The organism is Neptunomonas japonica DSM 18939 (assembly GCF_000422765.1).
GTDB classification, from domain to species: domain Bacteria; phylum Pseudomonadota; class Gammaproteobacteria; order Pseudomonadales; family Balneatricaceae; genus Neptunomonas; species Neptunomonas japonica.
Map to the genome: position 1 here is coordinate 41,981 of NZ_KE383915.1, position 26,020 is coordinate 68,000.

Below are 26,020 nucleotides of genomic sequence, written 5' to 3' on the forward strand. Positions count from 1 at the left end.
GCTACTTCGGCTACTTCGGCTACTTCGGCTACTTCGGCTACTTCTGCTGCTTCTGCTACGGTCTTTATTTCCCTGCCATTTTCTGGAAGAAAAGATAGAAGGTCTTCGTTTTTCAAACCTAAATCAATAAGCCCGTACGGAGCAGAAGGCATAGCCACTTCTATTTGCTCCGATTGTTCTGCTTTATCTTCTAAACTCGTTTCTTTTACCAGTGAATCTAGCACAGTACTTTGGCTAGTAAACTCGGCCTTTGACCCGTCACTCTCAACAGGCGCTCCTTTTCCAGATAAGTAAACGAGTTGTTCAGCATACTTGGTGACAGCAATAAAGGCTGCGGAATCATTCTCAGCAACAGTAGAAATAAGCTTGTCTGCATTGCCTGCAATATAAGCATTATCAATAGCCGCTTTTTTTGCTGCTGATATTGCCTCTATAGCTTCAGAACGCTTACCAAGAAAGAACATCACAATAGACAAGTTATTGTAGGCTTCAGCCTTTAAAGGGTATTGACTGACAACGCTTTTCAATACAGATTCAGATTCTTGAAAGCGTTTATGTCCAAATAGTAACTGGCTACGCAACATAGCTGCATCATAATCATTCAACACCCTTTCTCGCTCACCTTCCTTAATAAGATCAAGGGAACGAATAAGATCTCCTTTTCGGGAGTGCTCGACTATCCTTTGCCTCCACTTCTCATACATCTCTGGCGTATAGGAGAGCACTTCAGGTTGACGATCATTTTTTGTAGTATTCCCTATAAGTAAATACACAATTGCAATAGCTATAAATGCAGCAATGGTCCATTTACCCGCCCTGACAGCCGAAACTGTATCCATTCTTGAAATCCAAATCAGATTAATAGTGACTTAATATTATCCCAAATGAAAATGAACATTCACTTAGTATTCAGTAATTTTTCATTTAAAATAAACATTCATTTTAATACTTCATCGCTACTTAATAAAACGCTATCACTCATCACTAATAACAACAAGGTCCATAACTTTAAATCACATCACATATTTGGCGCCTATCTTTTATTAATCTAAACGTTATAATCCAATCCAATTTACTAATTAAGTAAGTTCCTAAGGGGTGGCACAGAAATAGAGAGCAGTTTTAAGCTCTCTGCGCCTGAGACGCATATGGAATGCGGACCCTTTGAACCTGATCCGGATGATACCGGCGTAGGAATAGGAAAGTTTTACTTCTTCTTTATTTTCCCGCTTCTCAACCGGGTCTCTGAGCTTTTTCCCGGAGACTTGTATGAATTCAAAACAATCATTATTCGTTAGATCTACGCTTGCGGTTGCTATCCTGTCAGCTAACCATTCTTTTGCAGCTGATGGAAATAACTTTTCGCTACCTTCAATTGTTGTTACCTCTGGTTTTCGTGGTGCGGCTCTTCAAGACGTACCTACAAGCTTAACTGTTGTTGATGAGCAAATAATTCAAGAACGTAATGCAGACCATTTAGAAGACCTTATCAACCTTGCACCTAACGTAAATTCATCAAGTGGCGCATCACACGCAAAATACTTTCAGATTCGCGGTATAGGTGAGCGTAGTCAGTTCATAGGGCCTATCAACCCGTCAGTTGGTGTCATCATGGATGGCATTGATATGAGTAATATTGGTGGTGCCGCTACTATGCTAGATGCCCAGCAAGTCGAAGTGCTTCGCGGTCCTCAAGGAACACTTTATGGAGCAAATGCCCTTGCCGGCCTGATTAATATCCGCTCTAACGACCCAACCACAACTAGCACAGGCCACATAGAAACAACATTAGGCACATACAACACTAAACGCCTATCAGCCGCTGTAGGTGGCCCCATCAATGAGAGCGTCGGTTACCGCGTTGCATTTCAAAGTAACAAAAGTGATGGATTCACCGAAAACGATTATCTACACAAAGATAATACCAACAATATTGATGAAACCTTATTTCGTGGCAAGCTGCGCATTGAAGCAAGCGACGACCTAATGTTAGATTTAACAGCATTCTATGCCAATATCGATAACGGTTATGATGCATTTTCATTAGATAATAACCGCACAACATTATCTGATGAGCCTGGACACGATCGTCAAGAAACATCAGCCCTAGCAGCTAAAACTACCTGGACAGGGCATGATGCATTCACATTAGAAACATCATTGAGCTACTCAGATTCAAACCTAGAATATGGTTATGACGAAGATTGGACATACGCTGGGTTTCCGGGAGGCTATTCCTCAGTTGATAACTATGTTCGTGATAACAAAACACTTACCGCAGAAACCCGACTAATATCAGCCCCGGGGTCTGAATTCTTTAACGGAAGCACTCAATGGGCAACTGGCGTTTATTACTATAAGCGCCGTTCTGATTTGAATCGCAGGAATTTTGTTAGTGAATTTGAAAGCGCTCGCTTATCAGTCTATGGGCAACTAGAGTCATCATTGTCAGAGAAATATGTACTAACAACAGGCTTACGTGTTGAACATTCAGAATCTGAATACAGTGATAACGATGGTGCCTCTTCTAGCCCTGATGACCTACTCTTAGGTGGTCGAGTGGCACTGGAGTACCTGGCTGACCAAAACACTACTTATTATGGTTTGATCTCACGAGGATATAAAGTAGGCGGCTTTAATGCGGACAGCTCATTACCAGCAAACCTAAAAGAGTTTGATACAGAACACCTATGGAACTATGAAGTAGGTAGTAAAAAAAGCTGGTTAGAGAACAGCTTGCAAACTCAAATCTCTCTCTTTTTCCAACAGCGTGATGATGCTCAAATTAAAGGCAATCGTATCGTTAGTAATCCCGGTGGCGGCAGCAGCTTTATTGATTACGTCGATAATACTGACGAAGCATACAGCTACGGTTTAGAAGCAGAAGCTCGCTGGAAGCTAAATTCAACAGTATCTCTCTTCGGCTCACTTGGCTTACTTAATACTAAGCTAAAAGACAGCAGTGCCGCTTTTGATGGGCGCGATGCAGCACAGTCACCTAATTATCAATATACACTAGGTGCCAATTTCAATCATGGGAAAGGCTGGTTTTCAGGAGTGGATGTTGAAGGAAAAGATATCTACTACTTTTCTGACAGCCACGACCAAAAGTCTGAAGCTTATGCCTTGTTAAATGCTCGTGTGGGTTACAAAACCAAAGACTGGGATTTAACACTTTGGGGGCGCAACCTCACAGATCAGGACACATTCGTTCGTGGCTTCTATTTTGGCAATGACCCTCGTAACGGATATGCCGCTACAAAGTACACTCAACTAGGTGCGCCACGCCAAATCGGTATCACGGCAAAATTGAACTTCTAAATAGAACAAACTAAAACGCCGCTAAAAAGCGGCGTTTTTTTACTATAAATAAAACGACTAAAGCATCTCAACCGCAACAGCTGTCGCTTCACCACCACCAATACACAATGATGCAACACCTTTAGACTTACCCGCATTTTTAAGTGCGTACAATAAAGTAACCAAAATGCGCGAGCCACTCGATCCAATAGGATGACCTAGCGCACAAGCCCCACCATTCACATTTACTTTATCTGCATCCAACCCAAGCTCCGAGATAGCCAGCATAGAGACAACTGCGAATGCTTCGTTAATTTCGTAAAGATCAACATCACCTTTACTCCAACCCGCTTTCTTAAGGACTTTTTCAACAGCACCGATAGGCGCAATAGTAAACTCTGCAGGAAGCTGTGCATGCGTTGAATGTGCAGCTATGCGAGCCAATGGCTTTAAACCACGCGCAATAGCATCAGATTCTTTCATCAAGACTAATGCTGAACCACCATCAGAAATTGAACTTGAATTAGCCGCTGTAATTGTGCCGTCTTTCTTAAAGGCAGGGTTTAATGAGCGAATTTTATCCATTCGCGCATTACCAGGCTGTTCATCAGTATCTACTACGACTTCTCCTTTACGGGACTTAATCGTAACTGCCGTAATTTCATCTTTAAATGCGCCAGACTCAATTGCAGCCAATGCTTTGTTTAGCGAACCTATAGCGAAGTCATCCATCGCTTCGCGGGTAACATTAAAATCATCAGCGCTCTTTTGTGCAAAAGCCCCCATTAGACCACCTTCATAAGCATCTTCAAGTCCATCAAAGAACATATGATCAATAACTTGAGAATGCCCCATACGCATACCAGCCCGCGCTTTAGGTAACAAGTAAGGTGATTGGCTCATGTTTTCCATGCCACCCGCTACCATGACATCAACCTGACCTGCCATGATCTGGTCATGTGCCAACATAACGGCTTTCATACCAGAACCGCACATTTTATTGATAGTTGTAGCACCTGCAGCATCAGGGATACCAGCAGCACGCGATGCCTGACGCGCAGGAGCTTGCCCTAAGCCTGCAGGCAACACACACCCCATGATAACTTCATCAACCTCTGAGCCTTTAAGACCCGATCGCTCTACTGCTGCTTTAATAGCCGCAGCACAAAGGTCTGGAGATCGAACATCACTTAAGCTACCCATCATGCCGCCCATTGGAGTTCTTGCCGCACTAACAATGACTACTGAATCCTGACTCATAACTAAACCTCAGTTTACGTAAACGTTAACTTTGTTAAATAAAAAAGCCCCGCTTTATCAGCAGGGCTATGACTTGGGTTAACCGAAGTTGCGTTTAACAATCTTCTGAATCTCACCAACAATACCACTACGAAAAGCTAGTACACAGACAATAAATATCAGACCCATGATAATGTGAACATAATTCCCAAGCTCACCACCTGACAAGAAGTTCTGAATACCAACTACAACCGCGGCACCAACGACTGGCCCAAAAATAGTACCCATGCCACCTAATAGTGTCATTAATACCACTTCTCCAGACATGTGCCAATGCACATCTGTGAGCGAAGCTAGTTGGAAAACTAACGTTTTTGTAGAACCCGCTAACCCAGCCAAAGCAGCAGATATTACAAAAGCTGCCCACTTATAATCGTTAACATTATAACCTAGTGATGTTGCACGTGGTTCATTATCACGAATAGCCTTTAAAATCTGACCAAACGGCGAATGCACCGTACGGTTGATTAACCAAAAACCGAATAAGAAAACCGCAAGGACGAAATAGTACATATTAAGGTTATCAGACAGATCTATAAGACCGAATAAGTGTCCACGAGGAATACCCTGCAAACCATCTTCACCGCCGGTGAATGGTGCTTGCAAGAACACGAAGAACATTAGCTGTGCCAATGCCAGTGTTACCATCGCAAAGTAAATACCTTCACGCTTTACTGATAACTTACCGTAAAAAGCACCTAACAATGCTGCAGCCGCTGTTCCGGCAAGAATTCCAAGCTCTGGAGTAAGCCCGGTATTCATCATGAGGTAACCCGTCACATAGCCGCCTGTTCCTAAAAACACTGCGTGACCAAAAGACAGCAAGCCTACAAAGCCTAGCAACAAATTGAATGCACAAGCAAACAAAGCAAAACACAACACCTTCATCAACAGAACAGGATAAAAGACGAATGGTGCAACTAGAGCGAGCCCCAGCAAAACAATATTGAACTTAGATATTTTCATAACTGGATCCTCCTCAGGCTTCTTTACCAAATAAGCCAGCAGGCTTGATTAACAATACAATTACCATGACAAGGAAAATCACTGTGTTAGAAGCTTCTGGGTAAAAGTATTTTGTTAAACCTTCAACAATACCCATGCCTAAACCGGTAATAATGGCACCACCAATTGATCCCATGCCGCCGATAACAACAATGGCAAATACTACAATCAATATATTCGACCCCATATCTGGCGATACCGAATAAACAGGAGCAGCCATTACACCAGCAAAACCTGCTAGCGCCACACCAAAACCGAACGTTAAGGTAACCATTAATGGCACGTTAATTCCAAACGCTTGCATCAGTGCTGGGTTTTCAGTACCTGCACGCAAATAAGCACCCAATTTTGTTTTTTCAATCATCCACCATGTACCAACACATACGATCAATGAAGCAATAATGATCCAAGCACGGTAATTAGGAAGATACATAAATGGCAGTTTAGTACCGCCTTTCAAGGCATCAGGAATCGCATAAGAAAGACCTGAAGATCCAAACATATGCGTAAACATACCCTGCAAAACAAGTGCCACACCGAAGGTGAGCAATAAAGAATATAAGTGATCTTCGTTTGCGATAGGTCGAATTAAGAAGCGCTCCATAAGAACACCCAAGAGGCCGACCACTAACGGCACAACAATGAGGGCTGCCCAATAACCAATGCCGAAGTACTGCAGTGCTAAATATGCAGCAAAAGCGCCGAGCATATAGATAGCACCTTGTGCGAAGTTGATGATCTTCAGCAACCCAAAGATAATCGCCAGCCCCAAACTCAGCAGAGCGTAAAAAGATCCATTGATTAAGCCAACCAAAAGCTGACCAAATAAGCCAAACAGGTTGATTCCCATAAACGTCGCCATATATCTACCTCTAAAATTCGACCTGAATTACGAACAGATGCGAACACGCGCCCGCTCCCCGCCTTAACTTCTCAGTTATGACGGGGCTCAGTGATGTCACTGATGGGCTATTTTTTATTATTTAAAGTCACATGCAGCTAATACAGGCGCAAATGCCTTATCACCTGGAATAACACTTTCGATCTTAAAGATATCGTCTTCAGATTTACGCTCAGATTCTTTAGTGATTCTCACTAAGTACATATCGTGAACCATACGACCATCAGAACGTAATGTTGCGTTTTTAGCGAAGAAGTCATCTGGTTTAGTAGATTTCATAAGCTTCATTACAGTATCAGAATCATCAGTACCTGCCGCCTTAACTGCATTCAAGTAATGCATTGTTGCAGAGTAAGCACCCGCATGTGGCATTGCAGGAATTACACCTTGACGCTCTTTAAAGCGCGCGCTCCACTCACGTGATTCTTCATCACGATCCCAGTAGAACCCGGTCGTAGTCAACATACCACCAGCAATAGCTGGATCCAATGCCTTAGCATTTGGTGTGAATACCAACAAACCAGCGACATCCATCATTTCAGTTAGACCGAACTCAGCCGCTGTTTTAAGTGAGTTTACAAAGTCAGCACCCGCATTTGCTAAACCGACAACTTCAGCACCCGATGCTTGAGCCTGCAAAATGTAAGATGAGAAATCTGTTGTTCCTAGTGGCGCACGCACCGCACCTACAACTTCACCACCTTCTGCCTTGATTACTTTAGAAGCAATACCTTCTAGGGCATGACCAAATGCATAATCAGCAGTGATAAAGAACCACTTTTTCTTACCCTGTTGAACAATTGGCTTAACCGTACCGTTTGCCAATGCTACAACGTTGTATGTCCAGTGAGCATTGTAAGGAGAGCATGCTTTCGTTGTAAAAGCGTTACTTGCAGACGCTGCGATTAAGGCGATTTTTTTGTTGTCAGTAGTAACCTTAGTTACAGCACCCGTTACACTTGATGCAACCAAACCAGTAACCACATCAACTTCTTTGCTTTCGATCCATTCACGTACAATAGCTGAACCTACATCAGGCTTATTCTGATCATCAGCAGAAACGATTTCTATTTTCTTACCTAAAACAGTACCACCAAAATCTTCTACCGCCATCTCAACGGCAGTAAGACAACCTTTACCGCAGACATCAGCATAAACACCACCCATATCTGCCAACACACCAATTTTAACTTTGTCGTCCGACAAGTCAGCATGTGCAGCAGTTGAGGTCAAAGCTACTGCCATGGCAGCAGAAAGAAGTGTTTTATTCATTAGTTTCATCGTTACTCTCCTGGTTAGAGCGTTTTTTATTGTTATAGCTTTAAATAGTTATCTGACAAAAAATCAGACACCCAAATAGGTATTCAAAAGTTCCGTTTTAGCTTCCAGTTCATGTGCATGTACTTCTTCAACAATATGACCATGCTCCATGACATAGTGGCGATCCGCGATGGGTGCCGCAAAACGGAAGTTCTGTTCGACCAACAAGATGGTTAAGCCTCGCCCTTTTAACTGCATTAACACTTCTGCTAATTTTTGGACGATAACGGGAGCCAGACCTTCAGTAATCTCATCAAGTAACAAAATGTTTGCCCCTGTGCGTAAAATCCGCGCTAGAGCCAACATCTGCTGCTCCCCTCCTGATAAACGCGTTCCTTGGCTGTAACGACGCTCATATAGGTTAGGAAACATCTCATAAATTTCTTCAACACTGACACCATCAGAACGCACTGCTGGCGGCAACATTAAGTTTTCTTCTACATTCAAGCTGGAGAAAATCCCCCGCTCTTCTGGACAAAAACCCATACCTAGATGCGCAATTTTATGCGCTGGCATATCGATAGTTTCTGTCCCATTAATAACAATAGATCCCGTACGGCGACCTACCATGCTCATAATGGCTTTTAATGTTGTTGAGCGACCCGCGCCATTTCTTCCTAGCAAGGTAACAAGCTCACCCTGCCCGATAGACATGTCAATTCCGTGAAGGATATGAGACTCGCCATAGAAAGCATGCAAATCATTTATACGAATTTTTTCAGGACGGGTAGTACTCATGCCTGTACCTCATCTGCAGCCACACCTAGATACGCTTCCTGAACTCGTGGATCAGCAGAAACTGTTTCATAGTTACCTTCGGTTAGAATAGCGCCACGCTGTAGCACCGTTATCTGATCTGCAAGCTTGGAAACAACGTGAAGGTTGTGTTCAACCATGAGAATCGTACGGTCCTTTGAGACGCGCTTAATCAGGTTTGCAACAACGTCTACATCTTCGTGCCCCATTCCCTGCGTCGGCTCATCTAGTAGCATTAACTCAGGCTCAAGAGCCAAAGTAGTGGCGATCTCTAGAGCACGTTTACGGCCATAAGAAAGATCGACAGTTTTCGCATCTGCAAAATCACCCAAACCTACTGACTCAAGTAGCTCTACAGCCCTATCATCGAGCTTATTTAGGATCTTATCTGATTTCCAAAAATGAAAGCTATTACCCTCCTTACGCTGCAATGCAACACGCACATTTTCGAGTACGCTTAAATGCGGAAATACAGCTGAAATCTGAAATGAACGCACGACACCTTTACGTGCAATCGCTGCAGATTGCATTGAGGTAATATCATTTCCGTTGAACAATATTGTGCCTGACGTAGGCGTCAGAAATTTTGTTAATAGGTTAAAGACGGTAGTCTTACCAGCCCCATTTGGGCCGATCAGCGCATGGATATTACCGCGCTGAATCTTAAGACTCACATCATCTACGGCCGTAAAGCCTTTAAATTCTTTTATGAGATTCTGGGTCTCCAGAACGTAATCTGCACTCATTGCGGTACTATGCCTCTTGTTCTTATTGTGCATCTTTCGCTGCGCTGTAAGCTTACTTGTACGTAAGCGCTGTATAGAAATTAGCAATTTCCCCTACTGGAAGCCAAGTAGTACTTTGGTCTAAGGAATGCCTCCAAACCCCCATTAACGAGTACTATTTCTATTTAAAACAAACACTTAACAAATATAAAAATAATCATGTATACTTCGTCTACAACCTTTTGCTGCTTTACGTTTACGTAAACTTCCGCTACATTAATTCTAAATACGGCGCGACATAAGAAACATGGATAAAAAATCGACTTACTCAATAAGCGAATTGGCAACCGAATTTGATATCACCACTAGAAGTATTCGGTTTTACGAAGATCAAGGCTTGCTCTCACCTCGCCGTCGAGGGCAAACCCGCATCTATAGCCGGCAAGACAGAGTACGTCTTAAATTAATTTTACGCGGCAAGCGGTTAGGTTTTTCGCTGGCTGAAACGCGAGAGCTATTTGACCTTTGGGATGAAACCTTATCAGGCAGCGAGAAACAACTAACACTCCTGCGCGATAAGATCCTTGAACGTAAAGCGGCCCTTGAACAACAACTCAACGATATCGCAATGGTTCGTCTAGAACTCGAAAGTGCTGAAACCCGTTGTACTGATGCACTGAAGGAACTAGCGAGCAAAAAAAAACAAAAAGCGAACCTGGACTGACCAATATCAGACAGGGATAAGCTATCACTAAGGATGTCACTGATGATTTCACAATACACAGAGCTGAACTTCGGACTTGGCGAAACAATTGATATGCTGCGCGAGCAGATTAATAGCTTTGCAGCTAAAGAAATTGCTCCTCGCGCAGAACAGATTGATGCAGATAATGAGTTCCCAAATGATTTATGGCGCAAATTTGGCGACATGGGTTTACTCGGCATCACAGTCGACGAAGAGTACGGCGGCGTTGGCATGGGCTATCTTTCCCATATCATCGCAATGGAAGAGATTAGTCGCGCCTCTGCATCTGTAGGCCTCTCCTACGGCGCGCACTCAAACCTCTGTGTTAATCAGATTCATCGCAATGGTACTGAAGAACAAAAGCACAAATACCTGCCTAAGCTTGTTAGTGGTGAACATATCGGTGCTTTAGCAATGTCAGAACCCAACGCAGGTTCCGATGTTGTATCAATGAAGCTTAGTGCTCGTGACAATGGTGATCACTACCTCCTAAACGGTAACAAAATGTGGATCACTAATGGTCCAGATGCAAACACCTATGTCATTTACGCTAAAACTGATACTAAAGCGGGCCCTCGCGGCATTACTGCTTTTATCGTAGAGCGAGACTATCCAGGTTTTTCTCGTCACCAAAAACTCGACAAGCTTGGCATGCGCGGCTCTAACACTTGCGAGCTTGTTTTCCAAGACTGCCCTGTTCCTAAAGAAAATATCCTTGGCGAACTAAACGGCGGCGTTAAAGTACTTATGAGTGGTCTAGATTATGAGCGTTTAGTTCTGTCTGGCGGCCCATTGGGAATTATGCAAGCGGCTATGGATATCTGTGTTCCTTACATTCGTGATCGCCAACAGTTTGGCCAACCTATTGGTGAATTTGAACTGGTACAGGGCAAGATTGCCGACATGTACACACTGATGAATGCCTCTAAGTCTTATGTTTATCTTAATGGCATGGCTGCTGAGCGCGGTGAAACTTCACGTAAAGATGCTGCGGGTTGTATTTTGTTTACGGCAGAAATGGCCACTAAAATTGCACTGGATGCTATCCAGTTGTTAGGTGGCAACGGCTACATCAACGAATTCCCAACAGGTCGTCTGTTGCGTGATGCGAAGCTTTATGAAATCGGCGCGGGTACTTCAGAAATCCGCCGTATGCTAATTGGCCGCGAACTTTACCTTAATAAGTAAGCATTCAATTTTTAGCAGCACTCCATCAAATCACAACTAATACAGATTCAGGTGATCATGCATCCCTGAATCTGGTGAGGACAGGATATGTCGATAATCCAATCCAAAGTAAATACCCGCGCGGAAGATTTCGTATCTCGTAAAGAGTCGATGCAAACAGCTGTATCAGACCTTCGCGATAAAGTAAGCACCATAGAACAAGGTGGCGGCCCATCATACCAAGAACGCCATACTGCCCGTGGAAAACTACTTCCAAGAGACCGTATCAATACATTAATCGATCCAGGCTCCGCTTTTCTTGAGCTATCGCAAATGGCAGCTTATAAAGTGTATGAAGATAACATCCCTGCTGCGGGTATTATCACCGGCATTGGTCGTGTATCTGGCCAAGAATGTATGATCATTGCAAACGATGCGACAGTTAAAGGCGGGACTTATTTCCCTCTAACTGTTAAAAAGCACCTCAGAGCGCAAGAGATTGCTGAGCAAAACCACTTGCCGTGTATTTACCTTGTAGATTCAGGTGGTGCAAACCTTCCACAACAAGATGATGTTTTCCCTGACCGTGACCATTTTGGTCGTATCTTTTTCAATCAGGCTCGCATGTCATCTAAAGGCATCCCTCAGATCGCTGTCGTTATGGGTTTATGTACCGCAGGTGGTGCTTATGTACCAGCTATGGCTGATGAATCTATTATCGTTCGCGATCAAGGTACGATCTTCCTAGCAGGTCCTCCGCTTGTTAAAGCAGCGACTGGTGAAGTAGTGAGTGCTGAGGACCTCGGCGGCGCGGATGTACATTGTAAAGTTTCAGGCGTTGCTGATCACTATGCAGAGAATGACCAACATGCGCTACAGATTGCACGCACGTGCGTTGCTAACCTGAACCGTAAAAAAGAGATCAACATAAACATCAAACCTTCGGTAGAGCCTCTCTACCCTGCTGAAGAGCTTTACGGCATTGTTGGTACTGATCTTAAAAAACCATTTGATGTGCGTGACGTGATTGCGCGTATAGCTGATGGTTCTGAATTTGATGAGTTCAAAAAGAACTACGGCACCACACTGGTAACAGGTTTTGCTCACATCTATGGCTACCCAGTCGGCATCATTGCCAATAATGGTATTTTATTCAGTGAGTCAGCACAAAAAGGCGCTCACTTTATTGAATTATGCTGCCAACGCAAAATTCCGCTACTGTTCTTGCAAAACATTACCGGCTTCATGGTTGGACAAAAATATGAAGCTGAAGGTATCGCTAAGCATGGAGCTAAGCTGGTAACTGCTGTTGCTTGTGCTGAAGTGCCTAAGCTAACTGTTTTGATCGGCGGCTCGTTCGGTGCAGGTAACTACGGCATGTGTGGCCGTGCTTATAGCCCTAACTTCCTTTGGATGTGGCCAAATGCACGTATTTCGGTCATGGGTGGCGAACAAGCGGCTGGCGTAATGGCAACCGTAACGCGCGATGGTAAAGAGCGTAAAGGTGAGAACTGGTCAGCCGAACAAGAAGCTGATTTCAAGCAACCTATTATCGACACGTACGAACATCAAGGCCATCCGTATTATGCATCGGCTCGCCTTTGGGATGACGGTGTCATTGATCCTGCGCAAACCCGAGCAGTTATCGGCATGGGACTTTCTGCCGCTCTGAATAAGCCTGTAGGCGAAACCCGCTTCGGCATATTCAGAATGTAATGGAGTGATTCATATGTCTGATAATAATAGTCGCGTCATACTGAATATTAGCTCAGAAGGAATAGCGCAACTCACATTAAATCGCCCTGAAGTGCATAACGCTTTTGATGACGATGTTATAGAGCAGCTCATTACCCAACTTGAAAGCGTTGCGAACAATGATGATGTTCGTGCATTGGTATTGCGTTCAAACGGCAAAAACTTCTCTGCCGGTGCCGATCTTGCGTGGATGAAACGCATGGCTAAGAACTCTCACCAAGAGAACTTAGAAGACGCTGGGCGTTTAGCTAAGCTGATGGAACTTCTGAATGACCTGAACAAGCCGACAATCGGTTTGGTTCAAGGTGCCGCTTACGGTGGCGCCGTAGGTCTTGCAGCGTGCTGCGATATCGTTATTGCCTCTGAGGAAGCACAGTTTTGCCTTAGCGAAGTCAAAATTGGCCTGATACCTGCCGTGATTAGCCCTTACGTTGTGCGAGCAATAGGCGAGCGCCAATCACGTCGCTACTTTATGACGGCAGAAGCATTTTCTGCAACCACAGCCCAAAATTTTGGGTTGGTTCATGAAGTAGTTGCATCACCAGAGCTATTTGATGATGCCTGTGCACGTATTACTCGCACACTCAGCAAGAACAGCCCTCAAGGAATGCGGGCAGCGAAAGAGCTTATCTTTGCTGTCAGCCATAAAGTTATTGAACAAACAGTAATCCAGGATACGGCAAACCGTATTGCAGACATTCGTGTTAGCAGTGAAGGACAGGAAGGCTTAAGCGCTTTTCTAGAAAAACGTAAACCTAACTGGATTCAGGAGTAAGTCACTATGTTCAGCAAGATTTTGATTGCAAACCGTGGCGAGATCGCCTGTCGTGTTATTCAGACAGCACATCGCCTTGGCATTCGCTGCGTTGCCGTTTATTCAGAAGCCGACCGTAATGCGCGCCATGTAGCCATGGCAGATGAAGCCTTTTTATTAGGCCCCGCCCCAAGTAGCGAAAGTTATTTACGTGCCGACAAAATTTTAGATATCGCCTTAAAATCGGGTGCTCAAGCAATACATCCGGGTTACGGTTTTTTGTCAGAAAATACCGAATTTGCCAATGCATGTGAAGCTAACAATATTGCTTTTATTGGCCCACCCGCTTCTGCTATTGCATCGATGGGATCTAAATCTGCCGCTAAAGAGATCATGCTTGAGGCTGATGTGCCTTTGGTACCGGGTTATCATGGTGCAGATCAAGACCCAGCACTATTGAAAGCCGAAGCTGAAAAATGCGGCTTCCCTCTTCTACTAAAAGCCATTGCAGGTGGTGGTGGTAAAGGGATGCGTGTAGTAAATCACATCGGTGAATTCGAAGAAGCCTTAGCGGCCGCTCAGCGTGAGTCTCAAAATGCATTCGGCAACCCCGATATGCTCATCGAGCGCTATTTGACTCAACCACGCCATGTTGAAATTCAGGTGTTTTGTGACAAACAAGGTAACGGCGTTTACTTAGCTGAACGTGATTGCTCTGTTCAACGCCGCCACCAAAAAGTTATTGAAGAAGCACCAGCACCGGGCCTATCAACAGAAACCCGCAAAGCGATGGGTGAAACCGCTGTTGCTGCTGCAAAAGCTATCAATTATGTTGGCGCAGGTACGGTTGAGTTCTTATATGACGTAGATGGCTCTTTCTATTTCATGGAAATGAATACCCGACTACAGGTAGAACACCCTGTTACCGAGATGATTACAGGCCAAGATTTAGTTGAATGGCAGCTACGCATCGCAGATGGCGAGCCTCTGCCATTACAGCAGGATGACATCCAAATTCGCGGTCATGCATTAGAAGCACGTATCTATGCAGAAGACCCTGACAATGACTTTTTACCAGTAACCGGCACATTGCAGTACCTTCGTACACCCGATGAAAACGCTCATATCCGCGTCGATACCGGCGTTATCGAAGGCGATGACGTTAGCGTTTATTATGATCCTATGATTGCCAAACTTATCGTTTGGGATGAAGACCGCGAGCAAGCGATCAACCGTATGGTTCATGCGCTTGAGTCTTACCGTATCGGTGGAATGAAAACAAACATCCGCTTTCTTCGCCAGTTAGCTGACAGCAAGCCTTTCCGCGATGAAGAGTTGGATACAGGCTTTATCGAAAAACATAATGACTTACTTTTTCAAACAGCTAAAACCGACATTCAAAGCCAGTTAGCACTGGCGACTAGCTATGTTCTTGAGACAGAGCGACAGGCACAGCCCGTAAAAGGTGATCCAGACTCTCCTTTCAACTTACAAACCAGCTGGCGTTTGAATGCTAACTATTCTCGCCCAATGGAGTGGGTTGTTGGGGATGAGCATCATCAGGTGAGCATTATTGAACAGCCAAACGGCTATGAAATCACCGTTGATAATGTCTCCTTTAAAGTATCTGCAATCTTACGTGACGACCATTTGCGCGCCGTTATTAATGGACACCGCCTGAGTATTCATGGTCATCTTGCTGGCGATGATATGACGCTGTTTCGTGAAGGCAATCAATTCCAGTGCACATTGTTCCGTCACACGTTTGAAGAGAGCGATCAATCCGGCGGTGGCTCACTTACAGCACCGATGAACGGCGCTATCGTGGCTGTTTTGGCAGAGCCTGGTCAGAACGTTTCTGAAGGCGATACATTGGTTATTATGGAAGCTATGAAAATGGAACATAGCATTCGCGCTCCTCACGATGGCGTTGTCAGCGAGATATTCTTTGCTGTCGGCGACCTCGTATCGGATGGCGCGGCATTAGTCGCCGTTACGCCTTCTGAGGAGGCGTAACATGGGGCTTCCTAGCAAAGCACGTATCGTTGAAGTTGGTCCACGTGATGGGCTACAAAACGAATCAGGCCCGGTGATTGAAACATCGATTAAGATAGAACTTATTAATCGTCTTGCACAAGCCGGCATTAACCACATAGAAGCCGCCAGCTTTGTCTCACCTAAATGGGTACCGCAAATGGGCGATGCTGCCGAGGTTATGGCAGGCATTACTCGCAAAGCAGGAGTGGCTTACGCCGCTCTCACTCCCAACATGAGAGGAGCTGAAGGGGCAATTGTTGCACGCGCAGACGAAGTCGCTATTTTTAGCGCTGCATCTGAGTCATTCACGCGTAAAAACATAAACTGCTCTATTGCTGAAAGCATCGAGCGCTTTATTCCGGTTGTTGAAGCGGCTCAGAAAAACAACGTTCGCATACGCGGTTACGTTTCAACAGTCCTTGGCTGCCCTTATGAAGGGGAGATTGACCCCGCCCAAGTAGCAGCAGTTGCACGTGAGCTACTCGATATGGGGTGTTACGAAATATCTCTTGGTGACACCATTGGTGTTGGCACGCCTGTCAAAGCCAGAAAAATGCTCGCACGAGTAGCTAACGAAGTTCCTATTAACCAACTTGCAGCACACTTTCATGATACTTATGGCCAGGCGTTAGCCAACCTATATGCTGTTATGCAAGACGGTGTGAGCGTCATTGATACCTCGGTTGCAGGTTTAGGTGGTTGTCCTTATGCCAAAGGCGCTTCAGGCAATGTTGCCACAGAAGATGTGGTATACATGCTCAATGGCTTAGGTATAGATGCCGGTATTGATCTAGATAAGCTAGTTCCCATTGGCAATTGGATCACACAACAAATCGGACGTACTAACGGCTCCAAAGTCGGTCTCGCCATGGCTTGTGGTGAATAAATAACAATAAAAATGAGGCATAGCAACATGAGTCAACCTAAGCAGATTACCGCACTTGACCTGCCAATTCCGGAGAAAGATCAACTACCGGAAGAGTTTCAGAAGTACTTCAATAAATGTGAAGAAAAACTAGGCATGGTTCCAAACGTTCTGACTGCATACAGTCAAAACATCGCTCAACTAGATGTATTTGCCCGTTTTTATAACGAGCTAATGTTTGGTGAAAGCGAACTTACCCCGCTGGAAAAAGAGATGATAGCGGTTGTAGTCTCTGCTCAGAACCATTGTTACTACTGCCTTACTGCGCATGGTGCCGCTGTTCGCGAATACTCAGGTGACCCTGTTTTAGGCGAGCTTATGGTAATGAATTATCGTGCTGCTCAGCTGAGCCCTCGCCAACGCGCCATGCTCGATTTTGCTGATAAATTAACACATCAACCTGATCAGATTCTTGAAGCAGACCGACAAGCATTACGTGATACCGGTTTCAGTGACCAAGGGATCTGGGACATATCCAACATTACAGGTTTCTACAACATGACTAACCGTGTTGCCAGTGCCGTGGAGATGCAGCCTAACCTGCAATACCACACTAGCCACCGCGGTTCTTAGACTTTATGGACTACCTGATAAAAACAAGATTGCAGGGATTTTTACTATGACTATTAAATTGCCAAGTTACACCAGCGGCACTTCCAGCAAACCACTTTTGGGCATGACCATTGGTGACAAGTTTGACGAAATAGCAGCAACCTTCCCAGACAACGATGCACTCATCGTTCGCCACCAAGGGCTGCGTTACACCTATAGCCAACTTAAAGAAGTAGTTGACCAAGCAGCACGTGCTTTTCTTGCTATCGGAGTAAAGCGTGGCGACCGTATTGCTATGTGGGCACCTAACTGCGCTGAGTGGACTATTACTCAGTTTGCTACCGCCAAAGTAGGCGCCATTCTGGTTAACATTAATCCAGCGTATCGCTTGCATGAACTTGAGTACGCCCTCAACCAGTCAGAAGCTCGCTTTATCGTAACGGCCAATACATTTAAAAGTTCCAACTATACAGAGATGCTGTTTGAACTAGCACCTGAGCTTAAAGCATCTGCACAAGGTAAGCTTAAATCTATGAAGCTCCCCTCTCTTGAAGGTGTCATTAACCTGTCTGATGAAAACTTCTCAGGCATGTGGAGCTGGGCTAATTTCACCGCTATGGCAGAAAACGCTAGCGCAGAACAAGTTCAAGAAGTGCAAGGCCAATTGCAGTTTGATGATGCCATCAATATTCAATACACATCTGGTACAACAGGTTTTCCTAAAGGCGCTGCACTGACTCATCACAATATTCTGAATAACGGATATTTTGTGGGTGAAAGCATGAACCTAACTGAAAATGACCGGATGGTTATTCCTGTACCTCTTTATCACTGCTTCGGCATGGTAATGGGTAACCTAGGTTGCATGACTCATGGTTCAGCCATGATTTATCCAGACGAAGCCTTTGACCCAAAAACCGTTCTTGAAACCGTAGCACAAGAAAGAGCAACGGCTTTATACGGCGTACCTACCATGTTTATCTCTGAGCTTGATCACCCAGAATTTGAGAGCTTTGATCTTAGTACATTGCGCACAGGCATCATGGCAGGCTCCATCTGCCCAGCTGAAGTGATGAAAGCCGTTAATACTAAAATGAACATGAAAGAAGTTCAGATCGCTTACGGCATGACAGAAACCAGCCCTGTTTCTACTCAGACAGCTGCTAATGATCCATTTGATAAGCAGGTAACGACAGTAGGTCGCACTCAGCCACACCTTGAAACAAAACTGATTGACCCTGCTACCGGCAACATCGTAGGCCGCGGTGAAATTGGCGAGCTTTGTACGCGAGGTTACAGTGTTATGCTCAAATACTGGAACAACCAAGAAGCGACTGAGAAGGCAATTGATGCTGGCGGTTGGATGCACACTGAAGATTTGGCAACAATGGATGAAGAAGGTTACATTCAAATTGTTGGCCGTATCAAAGACATGGTTATCCGTGGCGGTGAAAACGTTTATCCAAAAGAGATCGAAGAGTTTCTTTATACCCACCCTGATATTTCAGACATTCAGGTAACCGGTGTTCCAGATAAAAAATATGGTGAAGAACTGATCGCCTGGATCAAGCTACACCCAAGCGCAGATGCAGATACCGTAACAGAAGACCAACTACGTGCATTTTGTAAAGGAAAAATCACTCACTTCAAAATCCCACGTTACTTTAAATTTGTAGATGAATTTCCTATGACAGTAACAGGGAAAATTCAGAAATTTAAAATGCGTGAAATATCTATCGCTGAGCTAGGTTTAGACGACATCTAAAGCCGGTGTTCCGCCCTATTTCAGGACGGGACAAGGTTAACAAAAAAGGCCAGCTACAAATGTAGTTGGCCTTTTTTATAGAATTTCACTACCGTTAAGAACTTAGAGAACTCCAGCAATGCGGCACATGCGTTAAACGCACGACTGTCTCACACACAACGCACTTGTAGAGCGTATCATTAAAATTATGATGCTCTTCAACTAGATCTAGGTGCGCACTCGTTTGCTGGGTTTGTATCAACTTTTCACACTGCTCACAATTCTGCACTTTGCTACTCACTCACATACCTTTTCTAATAATTAATAGTGTTTTATAAACACTCCTTTATCGCAGCGTGGAACAATAACAACCATTAAATGACTGCTTGTGTAAAACTTCCTTTGCAATGAGACTTGTTCGTTTTAAACAAGCCAACCAATCATATCTCCGCTTTCAGTGAATGTGAATATAAACTGAATGATAATTCAGTGAGAGTCTTTTTGGTATGGAATTATTTTTGATTGATACAGATCAACAATCTTAGATCGTCATGACTAGTTTTATTAACCCCGCCAAGGTTAAAAGTAACTGTATGAACGCTCAGAAATCAATGAACTTACCGCATTGATCGATGCGTAATTACAATCCACCACTACCTCAGCTGCTCTTTTTATCTACATACGCTCTAGGCGTGTAACCCGTCCAAGTTTTAAACGCTCGTGTAAATGAACGTGGTTCGCTAAAGCCTAATAAGCGTGCTATTTCTGAAACAGGAAGCTTTTGTGAACACAATTTTTCAATCGCCAAGTCACGACGGATATCATCCTTTATCAAAGGATAAGAAGTACCTTCAGTTTTTAGTTTACGCCGCAATGTTTGGCCGCTGATATTGAACTTAACCGCTAGCTCTTCAAATGAAGGGCACGTCAGAATTTCTGTTTCTTGGTAAAGAAGCACCGAACGAATACGCGCTTCATAGCTTTTCTCTTCGCCCGGTATTGTAATTAGGTCTGCGGGGGAGTTTTTAAGAAACCGAGATAGATCACGTTGCGTGCGTACAGGCGTATTAACTAAGTATTCAGCACTGAAGCAAAACTTTAACTCGGTACGATTAAATTGATGCCTACAAGGAAATAGAAACTTTAACTCCCTAAAGTTATCAGGCTTTTCATAGGGGAAATCTACATGAATCAATGGAATTTTTTTACCAATAACCCAACTAGCAAAACGGTGCCAAATAACAAGCCAGAACTCATGATAAAAATGATCTGGGTCTAATTCTGGTCGCAAAAATTTTGCTTTAAACTCAACGATATCGCCTCTATTCGTCAGCTGCATCTGAATATCGTCAGTAAACAGGTTATAGAAATTAACTCCTTGCTCCAAAACTGCCTGCAATGACTCATAGTGCAAAACATGGCAAGCCATTAAAGCAAATACACCCTGCTTACACGGTGTCTGCGTACATCCTAAAAATTCATCATTCAACTTATCCCACGTTAGTTTTACAAGCTGGGTTACTTGTTCACCATATGCTCTAGCTTCAGGTGTTTGCAATAACTCAGGAGCAATACCTATCTCGCTAAGCAACGCATCTATAGAAAGACCTTTCCTCTGGCTACAATTAAGCAACGCTTTTACATAATGTATATCAACAGTAGCCATACTCCCCCCTACGACCAAAGCATTATCATGAAACACAAATAGATCAATAACCTTAAACTTAAGGCTTATACTCAACCTAAATGTAACATAATGTGACTTTTATAGTAAATTAATGTCATTTTATGTCTACGGGTTTTTCACTATATTATCTATTTGTTTGTGCAATTTGTGGATACACTCAATCATTGAGCAGCGCCAAACGAATAACACTTTCTAATTAAAATAATTCAGAAAGTGAAGCCTAGCGCTAACGGGTTTCCTTTTATATAAAGAGAGAGAAGTGATGGATCTTACCCTGACTGAAGACCAAGCCATGATTCAGGATATGGCTCGTAAGTTTGCTCAAAGTGAACTATCCCCTGTTGCAGAAAAACTCGATCAAGAAGGTGATCGTGACCTATTTCTAGCAAACCTTAAACAGCTAGCTGAACTTGGCTTCATGGGCCTTAACATTGATGCTCAATATGGCGGCACAGAGGCAGGCACTGTTGTGTTCAGCCTCGCAATTACTGAGATTGCTAGAGCCTGTGCATCCACCGCTGCAACTATGTCGGTTAACAATATGGTTGCTGAAGTTATTCAAGCGGTCGCATCTGAAGAACAGAAAAACACCTATTTGCCTAGGCTTTGTAGCGGCGAATACCCAGCAGGAGGGTTTTGTTTAACTGAAACAACGGCAGGCTCAGACCCTTCTAACATGAAGACTACGGCTGTTCTTGATGGCGACGAATGGGTCATCAACGGCGCTAAACAATTTATTACTAGTGGTGATATTGCTGGTGTCTTTGTTGTATGGGCAGTCACCGATAGCAGCCTACCGAAAGGCAAAGGTATCTCCTGCTTTTTAGTGGAAAGCACCGCGCCTGGCCTTGAAGTCTCTAAAGCAGAAAAAAAATTGGGACAACACGCCTCTCCTACCAACGAAGTTCTCTTTACTGACTGCCGCATTCCTAAAAATGCGCTAATGGGCAAACTCAACCAAGGTTTTAAAATTGCTGTGGGAGAGCTAGCTGGCGGACGTATCGGTATTGGCTCTGTTGCATTGGGCATTGGCTTAGCAGCTATGGATTATGCGCGTGCTTACACAACAGAGCGCCAGCAGTTCGGACAGCCTATTTCCAATTTCCAGGGTCTGCAGTGGATGATGGCAGATGCTTATACTGAATTAGAAGCAGCCCGTCTGTTATTAATGAACGCTGCTGACAAAAAAGCTAAGGGTCTACCATTTTCAAAAGAAGCCTCGATGGCAAAATTGTTTGCTTCTGAAAAAGCTAACAAAGCCTGCTACACAGGTTTGCAGCTATTAGGTGGTTACGGCTATATCAAGGATTACCCACTAGAACGCTACACACGTGATGCTCGTATCACGTCACTTTATGAAGGCACCAGCGAAATCCAGCGCGTTATCATCTCGCGCGAATTGTTACGCGAAATTAGCTAAAAGTACATATAGGCGAGGGAGCTCTTCACTTTACTGGTTCCCTTAACCCATTTTCTGTATTGGCCATGAATGCCAACACAAACATAGAGAACAAATATGGATCTTAATAATAAAGTTGTTGTTGTTACCGGTGGCGCATCGGGCCTTGGTTTGATCACATGTCAGCAGCTCGTAAAACAAGGTGCCAAAGTTGTTGCGTTTGACCTAAATGAAGACGCAGACAAAGCGCTGGAAACACAGCTAGAAGGAAAAGCAATTTTTGCTAAAGTTGATGTGACTGACGTGGCATCAACTGAAGCAGGTATCGCAGCAGCCGTTGAAGCTTTCGGTAGCATTGATGTGTGTATCAATTGCGCAGGTATTGCACCGGGCGGAAAAACAGTTGGTCGCAAAGGCGCCCTTCCTTTGGAGAAATTTTCTCAGGTCATCAACATTAACTTGATCGGTACATTTAATGTTTTGCGCCTTGCTGCAGAGCAGATGGCAAAAAATGAACCTAATGCTGACGGGGAGCGCGGTGTCATTATTAATACGGCATCAGTAGCAGCCTTTGATGGGCAAGTGGGCCAATCTGCTTACAGTGCCAGTAAAGCCGGTGTTGTTGGCATGACATTGCCATTAGCTCGAGATCTAGCGCCACTCGGTATCCGCGTAATGACAATTGCTCCAGGTATTTTTGATACCCCAATGATGAAAGCAATGACAGACGAAGTGCGTGACCCTCTTATCCAAATGGTTCAAAGCCCTAAACGCTTTGGCGAGCCTGAGGAGTACGCATCGTTAGCGATTCATATCATCAACAACGGATATCTAAACGGAGAAGTCATTCGTCTGGATGGCTCAATTCGTATGGAACCAAAGTAACAGAATACGTTAAAGAACCTCCTAGGCCAAGAAAGGCCGGCGTTGTAATACGCATAAAGATATAAATATAAATACAGAGACGAGGTGTAGCAATGCAAAAACCAACTTATGAAGAATTGGTTAAACAATTCTCCGCGGCCGATATTGATAATCAATTTTCAGGAAGCTTAGAAACTGGTATTAACGTTTGTGTTGAGATCTGTGATCGTTATGCTGACACGGATAAAATCGCTTTGCGCTATGAGCGAGCAGATGGATCAAGTGGCGAGCTTAGCTTTAAAGAGCTTAAACGCCGCTCCTCTCAATTTGCTAACTACCTTACGTCACAGGGAATAGGTAAAGGCGATCGCGTTGCCTGCTTATTACCACGCACACCAGAACTACTGATCACTGTACTGGGCACATTAAAAGCCGGTGGTGTGTACCAACCATTATTTACAGCATTTGGTTCAGGTGCTATTGAGTACCGCCTTACCAAAGCTGACACTAAGCTGATTGTAACCAACACTGAGCAATGGCCAAAACTAGCTGACGTTAGTATTTTACCTAAAACATTGATAGTTGCAGATGCTGGCAGCCAGTTTGCTTCAGATGCTGATGCATTGTTTAGCGTTGCACAAGATGCCCAGTCTGACAACTTTGAACCGGTTCTAATCACGAAAGAAGAACCTTTCCTACAGATGTTCACATCAGGAACAACAGGTAAATCCAAAGGTGTTACAGTGCCTGCTAAAGCCCTGATCTCTTTCTGGAACTACATGAGCTACGCGATAGAAGTACTACCAGAAGACAGGTACTGGAATGTAGCTGATCCGGGTTGGGCTTACGGATTATATTATGCTGTTGTAGGGCCACTACTACTTGGCTGTACAACGCACTTTAATGAGCAGGGCTTCACTGCAGATAATACATTTGAGTTTTTGCAAAACTATAAAATTACGAACTTAGCTGCAGCACCAACAGCCTACCGTTTATTAATGGCCAACACGGAATTGCGTGCTAACTACGATATCAATCTAAGAGCAGCCAGCAGTGCTGGTGAACCATTGAATCCAGAAGTGGTTTCATGGATGGATGAGATATTCGACTGCAAAGTGTGTGATCAATACGGGCAAACAGAAACGGGCATGGTCTCTGCTAACTTCCATGCAGTTACACATGAATACCGTACTGCTTGCATGGGTTACCCTCTCCCAGGATACCGTATGGTTGCGTTGGATTCAGACCTCAACGAAGTCGGTGCAGGGCAAACAGGAGAACTCGCTATTGATGTTGAGCAATCACCACAGTTTTTCTTCCAAGGATATACTTGGGAAGAGAAAAACCCTTTCAAAGGTAAGTACTACCTAACCGGTGATATCGTTATCAGTAATGGTGATGGCTCTCACTCATACACAGGCCGCGATGACGATATTATCGCCTCAGCAGGGTACCGAATCGGACCTGCCGATGTTGAAAGTACTCTACTAGAGCACCCTGCTGTTACTGAGAGTGCTGTTGTTGGTAAACCAGACGAAAAAAGAGGCAGCATTGTTAAAGCTTATGTTGTTATCCGCTCTGAATACGAAGAAGGTTCTGAGCTCGTCGAAGAACTACAGCAGTTTGTTCGTAAGCGCTTATCGACGCATTCATTCCCACGTGAGATCGAGTTTGTAGAAGACCTGCCAAAAACACCAAGCGGAAAACTGCAACGCTTTTTACTCCGCCAACGTGCCGTTGATGAAGTAGCGTAATAGTAGCTTGCATAGGGAGTCGGCCGCTGCAGACTCCCTATTCTAAACACTTTAATTTTTAAGCCTGCATTAACAACCCAGAAACTAACTTTCTTGCCACTGTTCCAACTGTAAACACTGCCCTTGATAGACAATTTTTCCGCCTAAGCTAATCTGTAGTTCGGCACTGTTTTTTATCTTCATCCACGCTTCTTTCGTTAATACGTTATCTGCTGTTAAGGAAGATAAACGCCCTATTTCAAAGCGATTTCCTGTGTCACGCTCAATAGACCACAGCAGTAATTCATCCTGATTAAACTGGGCGCGTTCTTGCTCAGACTGCGACTGCTCCCACTGCAACCTCAAAACAGACTGACCCGGTTTTTTACCTTGGTAAGCCGTTAACACAAAAGCCGTTGTTTGAGGCTGTTCAGGTGTGCTCATCACAGCGAGATAACCCGGCGTATTCTGATGCGACACTACAGGCTCTTGTAATTGCTGCCATAGCAATAAACTCACAGCACAGAACATTACAAAAGATACAACACCAGCATAACGCCATATTGAGGCCAACCAACTAGAAGGCGATGATACCTGCTCGGTTTGTCTCTCTATGGCCTTCCATACACGCTGAGGAGGGTTTTCATCGGCAACTGAGTGCATTAGCGTAGCCAGGTGTGCTTGCCATTTATACACGACTTTTTCAAACTCTTGATCATGTTTAATTAAAACCTCCACTCGCTTTTTAACACGACTCGACAAATGCCCTAGCACGTACTGTTGCGCTAAGTGTTCCTGAATATCTTTGCGGCGATATCTCATGTATTCAGACATGCTTCAAGCTCCTTCATACCACGCCTGATCCACGATTTTAGTGTCCCTAAAGGCTGCTTAAACTGATCTGATAACTCTTTGTGAGTCAAACCATAAATGTACGAAAGGATAATGGCCTGACGAGGCTCTTGTTTTAGCTTTCCTAAACAGCGCCGCATGTCATAACTGTCTTGCCAAAGATGATTACTCTCTTGGATTTCTTCAACCCACTCAATATCTTCAAGGCTAAGCGGGTAACGCTTCATCTGGCGCAGCTTATCCAGCGCCGTATTTCGAGTCACTTGGCATAACCACGGCCACGCCTCCCCCATGGATGGGTTGTGCTGAGCGGCATTTTGCCAAATTTTTATATAAGCATCTTGAAGCACATCAGCCGCTAGCTCTTTATCGCCTAGCATCTTAATGAGTAAGCCATAAAGCTTGCTGCTGGTGTGCTCGTATAGCTTTTTAAAAGCGGGTGAATGCTTGAGCTTCACCTGAGCCATCAGAATATCTACTTCGTGATTCCAGCTCACAGT

Annotated in this window: 22 protein-coding genes and 1 riboswitch; of the genes, 12 read left to right on the forward strand and 10 right to left on the reverse strand. The window is 44.3% G+C overall.

Translation table 11 applies throughout. From position 1 onward, the window contains the following. The coding region (locus tag G511_RS24575) for a hypothetical protein (protein WP_036552416.1) at window positions 1–839 on the reverse strand (839 nt) is incomplete at its 3' end. A 245-nt stretch (window positions 840–1,084) separates the two neighbouring features. After that, window positions 1,085–1,214, forward strand: a riboswitch (TPP riboswitch). Window positions 1,215–1,269: 55 nt separating this feature from the next. Here G511_RS24575 and G511_RS0117925 point away from each other — a divergent pair. Beyond that, a complete protein-coding gene (locus tag G511_RS0117925; RefSeq protein ID WP_028470866.1) occupies window positions 1,270–3,321 on the forward strand; it encodes a TonB-dependent receptor in 2,052 nt (683 codons plus the stop codon). Between the two features lie 57 nt (window positions 3,322–3,378). Here G511_RS0117925 and G511_RS0117930 read toward each other — a convergent pair whose 3' ends face one another. The 6 genes from G511_RS0117930 to G511_RS0117955 all read right to left on the reverse strand — a co-directional run bounded on the left by G511_RS0117930 (window position 3,379) and on the right by G511_RS0117955 (window position 9,327). Next, window positions 3,379–4,560 (reverse strand): thiolase family protein, encoded by a 1,182-nt coding sequence (locus G511_RS0117930; protein ID WP_028470867.1) that lies wholly within the window; start codon window positions 4,558–4,560, stop codon window positions 3,379–3,381. Between the two features lie 78 nt (window positions 4,561–4,638). Then, window positions 4,639–5,565 carry a branched-chain amino acid ABC transporter permease gene (locus tag G511_RS0117935; RefSeq protein ID WP_028470868.1) on the reverse strand — a complete coding sequence of 309 codons (927 nt, stop codon included), beginning with the start codon at window positions 5,563–5,565 and terminating at the stop codon, window positions 4,639–4,641. 13 nt (window positions 5,566–5,578) lie between these two features. Beyond that, window positions 5,579–6,466, reverse strand: coding sequence for a branched-chain amino acid ABC transporter permease (locus G511_RS0117940; RefSeq protein ID WP_028470869.1), 888 nt, complete (start codon window positions 6,464–6,466; stop codon window positions 5,579–5,581). Window positions 6,467–6,583: 117 nt separating this feature from the next. Beyond that, window positions 6,584–7,786 (reverse strand): ABC transporter substrate-binding protein, encoded by a 1,203-nt coding sequence (locus G511_RS0117945; RefSeq protein ID WP_028470870.1) that lies wholly within the window; start codon window positions 7,784–7,786, stop codon window positions 6,584–6,586. Window positions 7,787–7,849: 63 nt separating this feature from the next. After that, window positions 7,850–8,563: an ABC transporter ATP-binding protein gene (locus G511_RS0117950; protein ID WP_028470871.1), complete on the reverse strand. Its 714-nt coding sequence runs from the start codon at window positions 8,561–8,563 to the stop codon at window positions 7,850–7,852. After that, entirely contained in the window at window positions 8,560–9,327 is a 768-nt protein-coding gene (locus G511_RS0117955; RefSeq protein ID WP_028470872.1) for an ABC transporter ATP-binding protein, read from the reverse strand. Before G511_RS0117955 ends, G511_RS0117950 begins: the two co-directional genes overlap by 4 nt. Window positions 9,328–9,613: 286 nt before the next feature. Here G511_RS0117955 and G511_RS0117960 point away from each other — a divergent pair, with 286 nt between their 5' ends. From G511_RS0117960 to G511_RS0117995, 8 genes are all read left to right on the forward strand, one after another. After that, entirely contained in the window at window positions 9,614–10,030 is a 417-nt protein-coding gene (locus tag G511_RS0117960) for a MerR family transcriptional regulator (protein ID WP_028470873.1), read from the forward strand. Between the two features lie 42 nt (window positions 10,031–10,072). Continuing rightward, the gene (locus tag G511_RS0117965; protein ID WP_028470874.1) at window positions 10,073–11,239 is read left to right on the forward strand and encodes an isovaleryl-CoA dehydrogenase; all 1,167 of its coding nucleotides are present in this window, start codon (window positions 10,073–10,075) and stop codon (window positions 11,237–11,239) included. A gap of 87 nt (window positions 11,240–11,326) precedes the next feature. After that, a complete protein-coding gene (locus tag G511_RS0117970; protein WP_028470875.1) occupies window positions 11,327–12,934 on the forward strand; it encodes a carboxyl transferase domain-containing protein in 1,608 nt (535 codons plus the stop codon). Between the two features lie 13 nt (window positions 12,935–12,947). Next, complete coding sequence (locus tag G511_RS0117975; protein WP_028470876.1) at window positions 12,948–13,748, forward strand: enoyl-CoA hydratase/isomerase family protein; 801 nt, start codon at window positions 12,948–12,950, stop codon at window positions 13,746–13,748. A 6-nt stretch (window positions 13,749–13,754) separates the two neighbouring features. Further along, window positions 13,755–15,743: an acetyl/propionyl/methylcrotonyl-CoA carboxylase subunit alpha gene (locus G511_RS0117980; RefSeq protein WP_028470877.1), complete on the forward strand. Its 1,989-nt coding sequence runs from the start codon at window positions 13,755–13,757 to the stop codon at window positions 15,741–15,743. 1 nt (window position 15,744) lies between these two features. Next, window positions 15,745–16,650 carry a hydroxymethylglutaryl-CoA lyase gene (locus tag G511_RS0117985; RefSeq protein WP_028470878.1) on the forward strand — a complete coding sequence of 302 codons (906 nt, stop codon included), beginning with the start codon at window positions 15,745–15,747 and terminating at the stop codon, window positions 16,648–16,650. A 27-nt stretch (window positions 16,651–16,677) separates the two neighbouring features. Continuing rightward, complete coding sequence (locus G511_RS0117990) at window positions 16,678–17,262, forward strand: peroxidase-related enzyme (RefSeq protein ID WP_028470879.1); 585 nt, start codon at window positions 16,678–16,680, stop codon at window positions 17,260–17,262. A gap of 46 nt (window positions 17,263–17,308) precedes the next feature. Next, window positions 17,309–19,006, forward strand: coding sequence for an AMP-binding protein (locus G511_RS0117995; protein ID WP_028470880.1), 1,698 nt, complete (start codon window positions 17,309–17,311; stop codon window positions 19,004–19,006). A 637-nt stretch (window positions 19,007–19,643) separates the two neighbouring features. Here the strand turns inward: G511_RS0117995 and G511_RS0118000 are convergent. After that, window positions 19,644–20,651, reverse strand: a complete 1,008-nt coding sequence (locus tag G511_RS0118000; protein ID WP_028470881.1) for an AraC family transcriptional regulator — start codon at window positions 20,649–20,651, stop codon at window positions 19,644–19,646. Between the two features lie 283 nt (window positions 20,652–20,934). Here G511_RS0118000 and G511_RS0118005 point away from each other — a divergent pair, with 283 nt between their 5' ends. The 3 genes from G511_RS0118005 to G511_RS0118015 all read left to right on the forward strand — a co-directional run bounded on the left by G511_RS0118005 (window position 20,935) and on the right by G511_RS0118015 (window position 24,689). Beyond that, window positions 20,935–22,092 (forward strand): acyl-CoA dehydrogenase family protein, encoded by a 1,158-nt coding sequence (locus G511_RS0118005; protein WP_028470882.1) that lies wholly within the window; start codon window positions 20,935–20,937, stop codon window positions 22,090–22,092. A 96-nt stretch (window positions 22,093–22,188) separates the two neighbouring features. Then, window positions 22,189–22,956, forward strand: coding sequence for a 3-hydroxyacyl-CoA dehydrogenase (locus G511_RS0118010; RefSeq protein WP_028470883.1), 768 nt, complete (start codon window positions 22,189–22,191; stop codon window positions 22,954–22,956). A 92-nt stretch (window positions 22,957–23,048) separates the two neighbouring features. Continuing rightward, complete coding sequence (locus tag G511_RS0118015; RefSeq protein ID WP_028470884.1) at window positions 23,049–24,689, forward strand: AMP-binding protein; 1,641 nt, start codon at window positions 23,049–23,051, stop codon at window positions 24,687–24,689. 84 nt (window positions 24,690–24,773) lie between these two features. Here the strand turns inward: G511_RS0118015 and G511_RS0118020 are convergent, their stop codons facing one another. Both G511_RS0118020 and G511_RS0118025 read right to left on the reverse strand, forming a co-directional pair. After that, window positions 24,774–25,502 (reverse strand): hypothetical protein, encoded by a 729-nt coding sequence (locus tag G511_RS0118020; protein ID WP_028470885.1) that lies wholly within the window; start codon window positions 25,500–25,502, stop codon window positions 24,774–24,776. Beyond that, on the reverse strand, window positions 25,487–26,017 hold the full coding sequence (locus G511_RS0118025; RefSeq protein ID WP_028470886.1) for an RNA polymerase sigma factor: 531 nt from the start codon (window positions 26,015–26,017) through the stop codon (window positions 25,487–25,489). The genes G511_RS0118020 and G511_RS0118025 overlap by 16 nt, the downstream gene beginning before the upstream one ends. Between the last annotated feature and the right edge of the window lie 3 nt (window positions 26,018–26,020).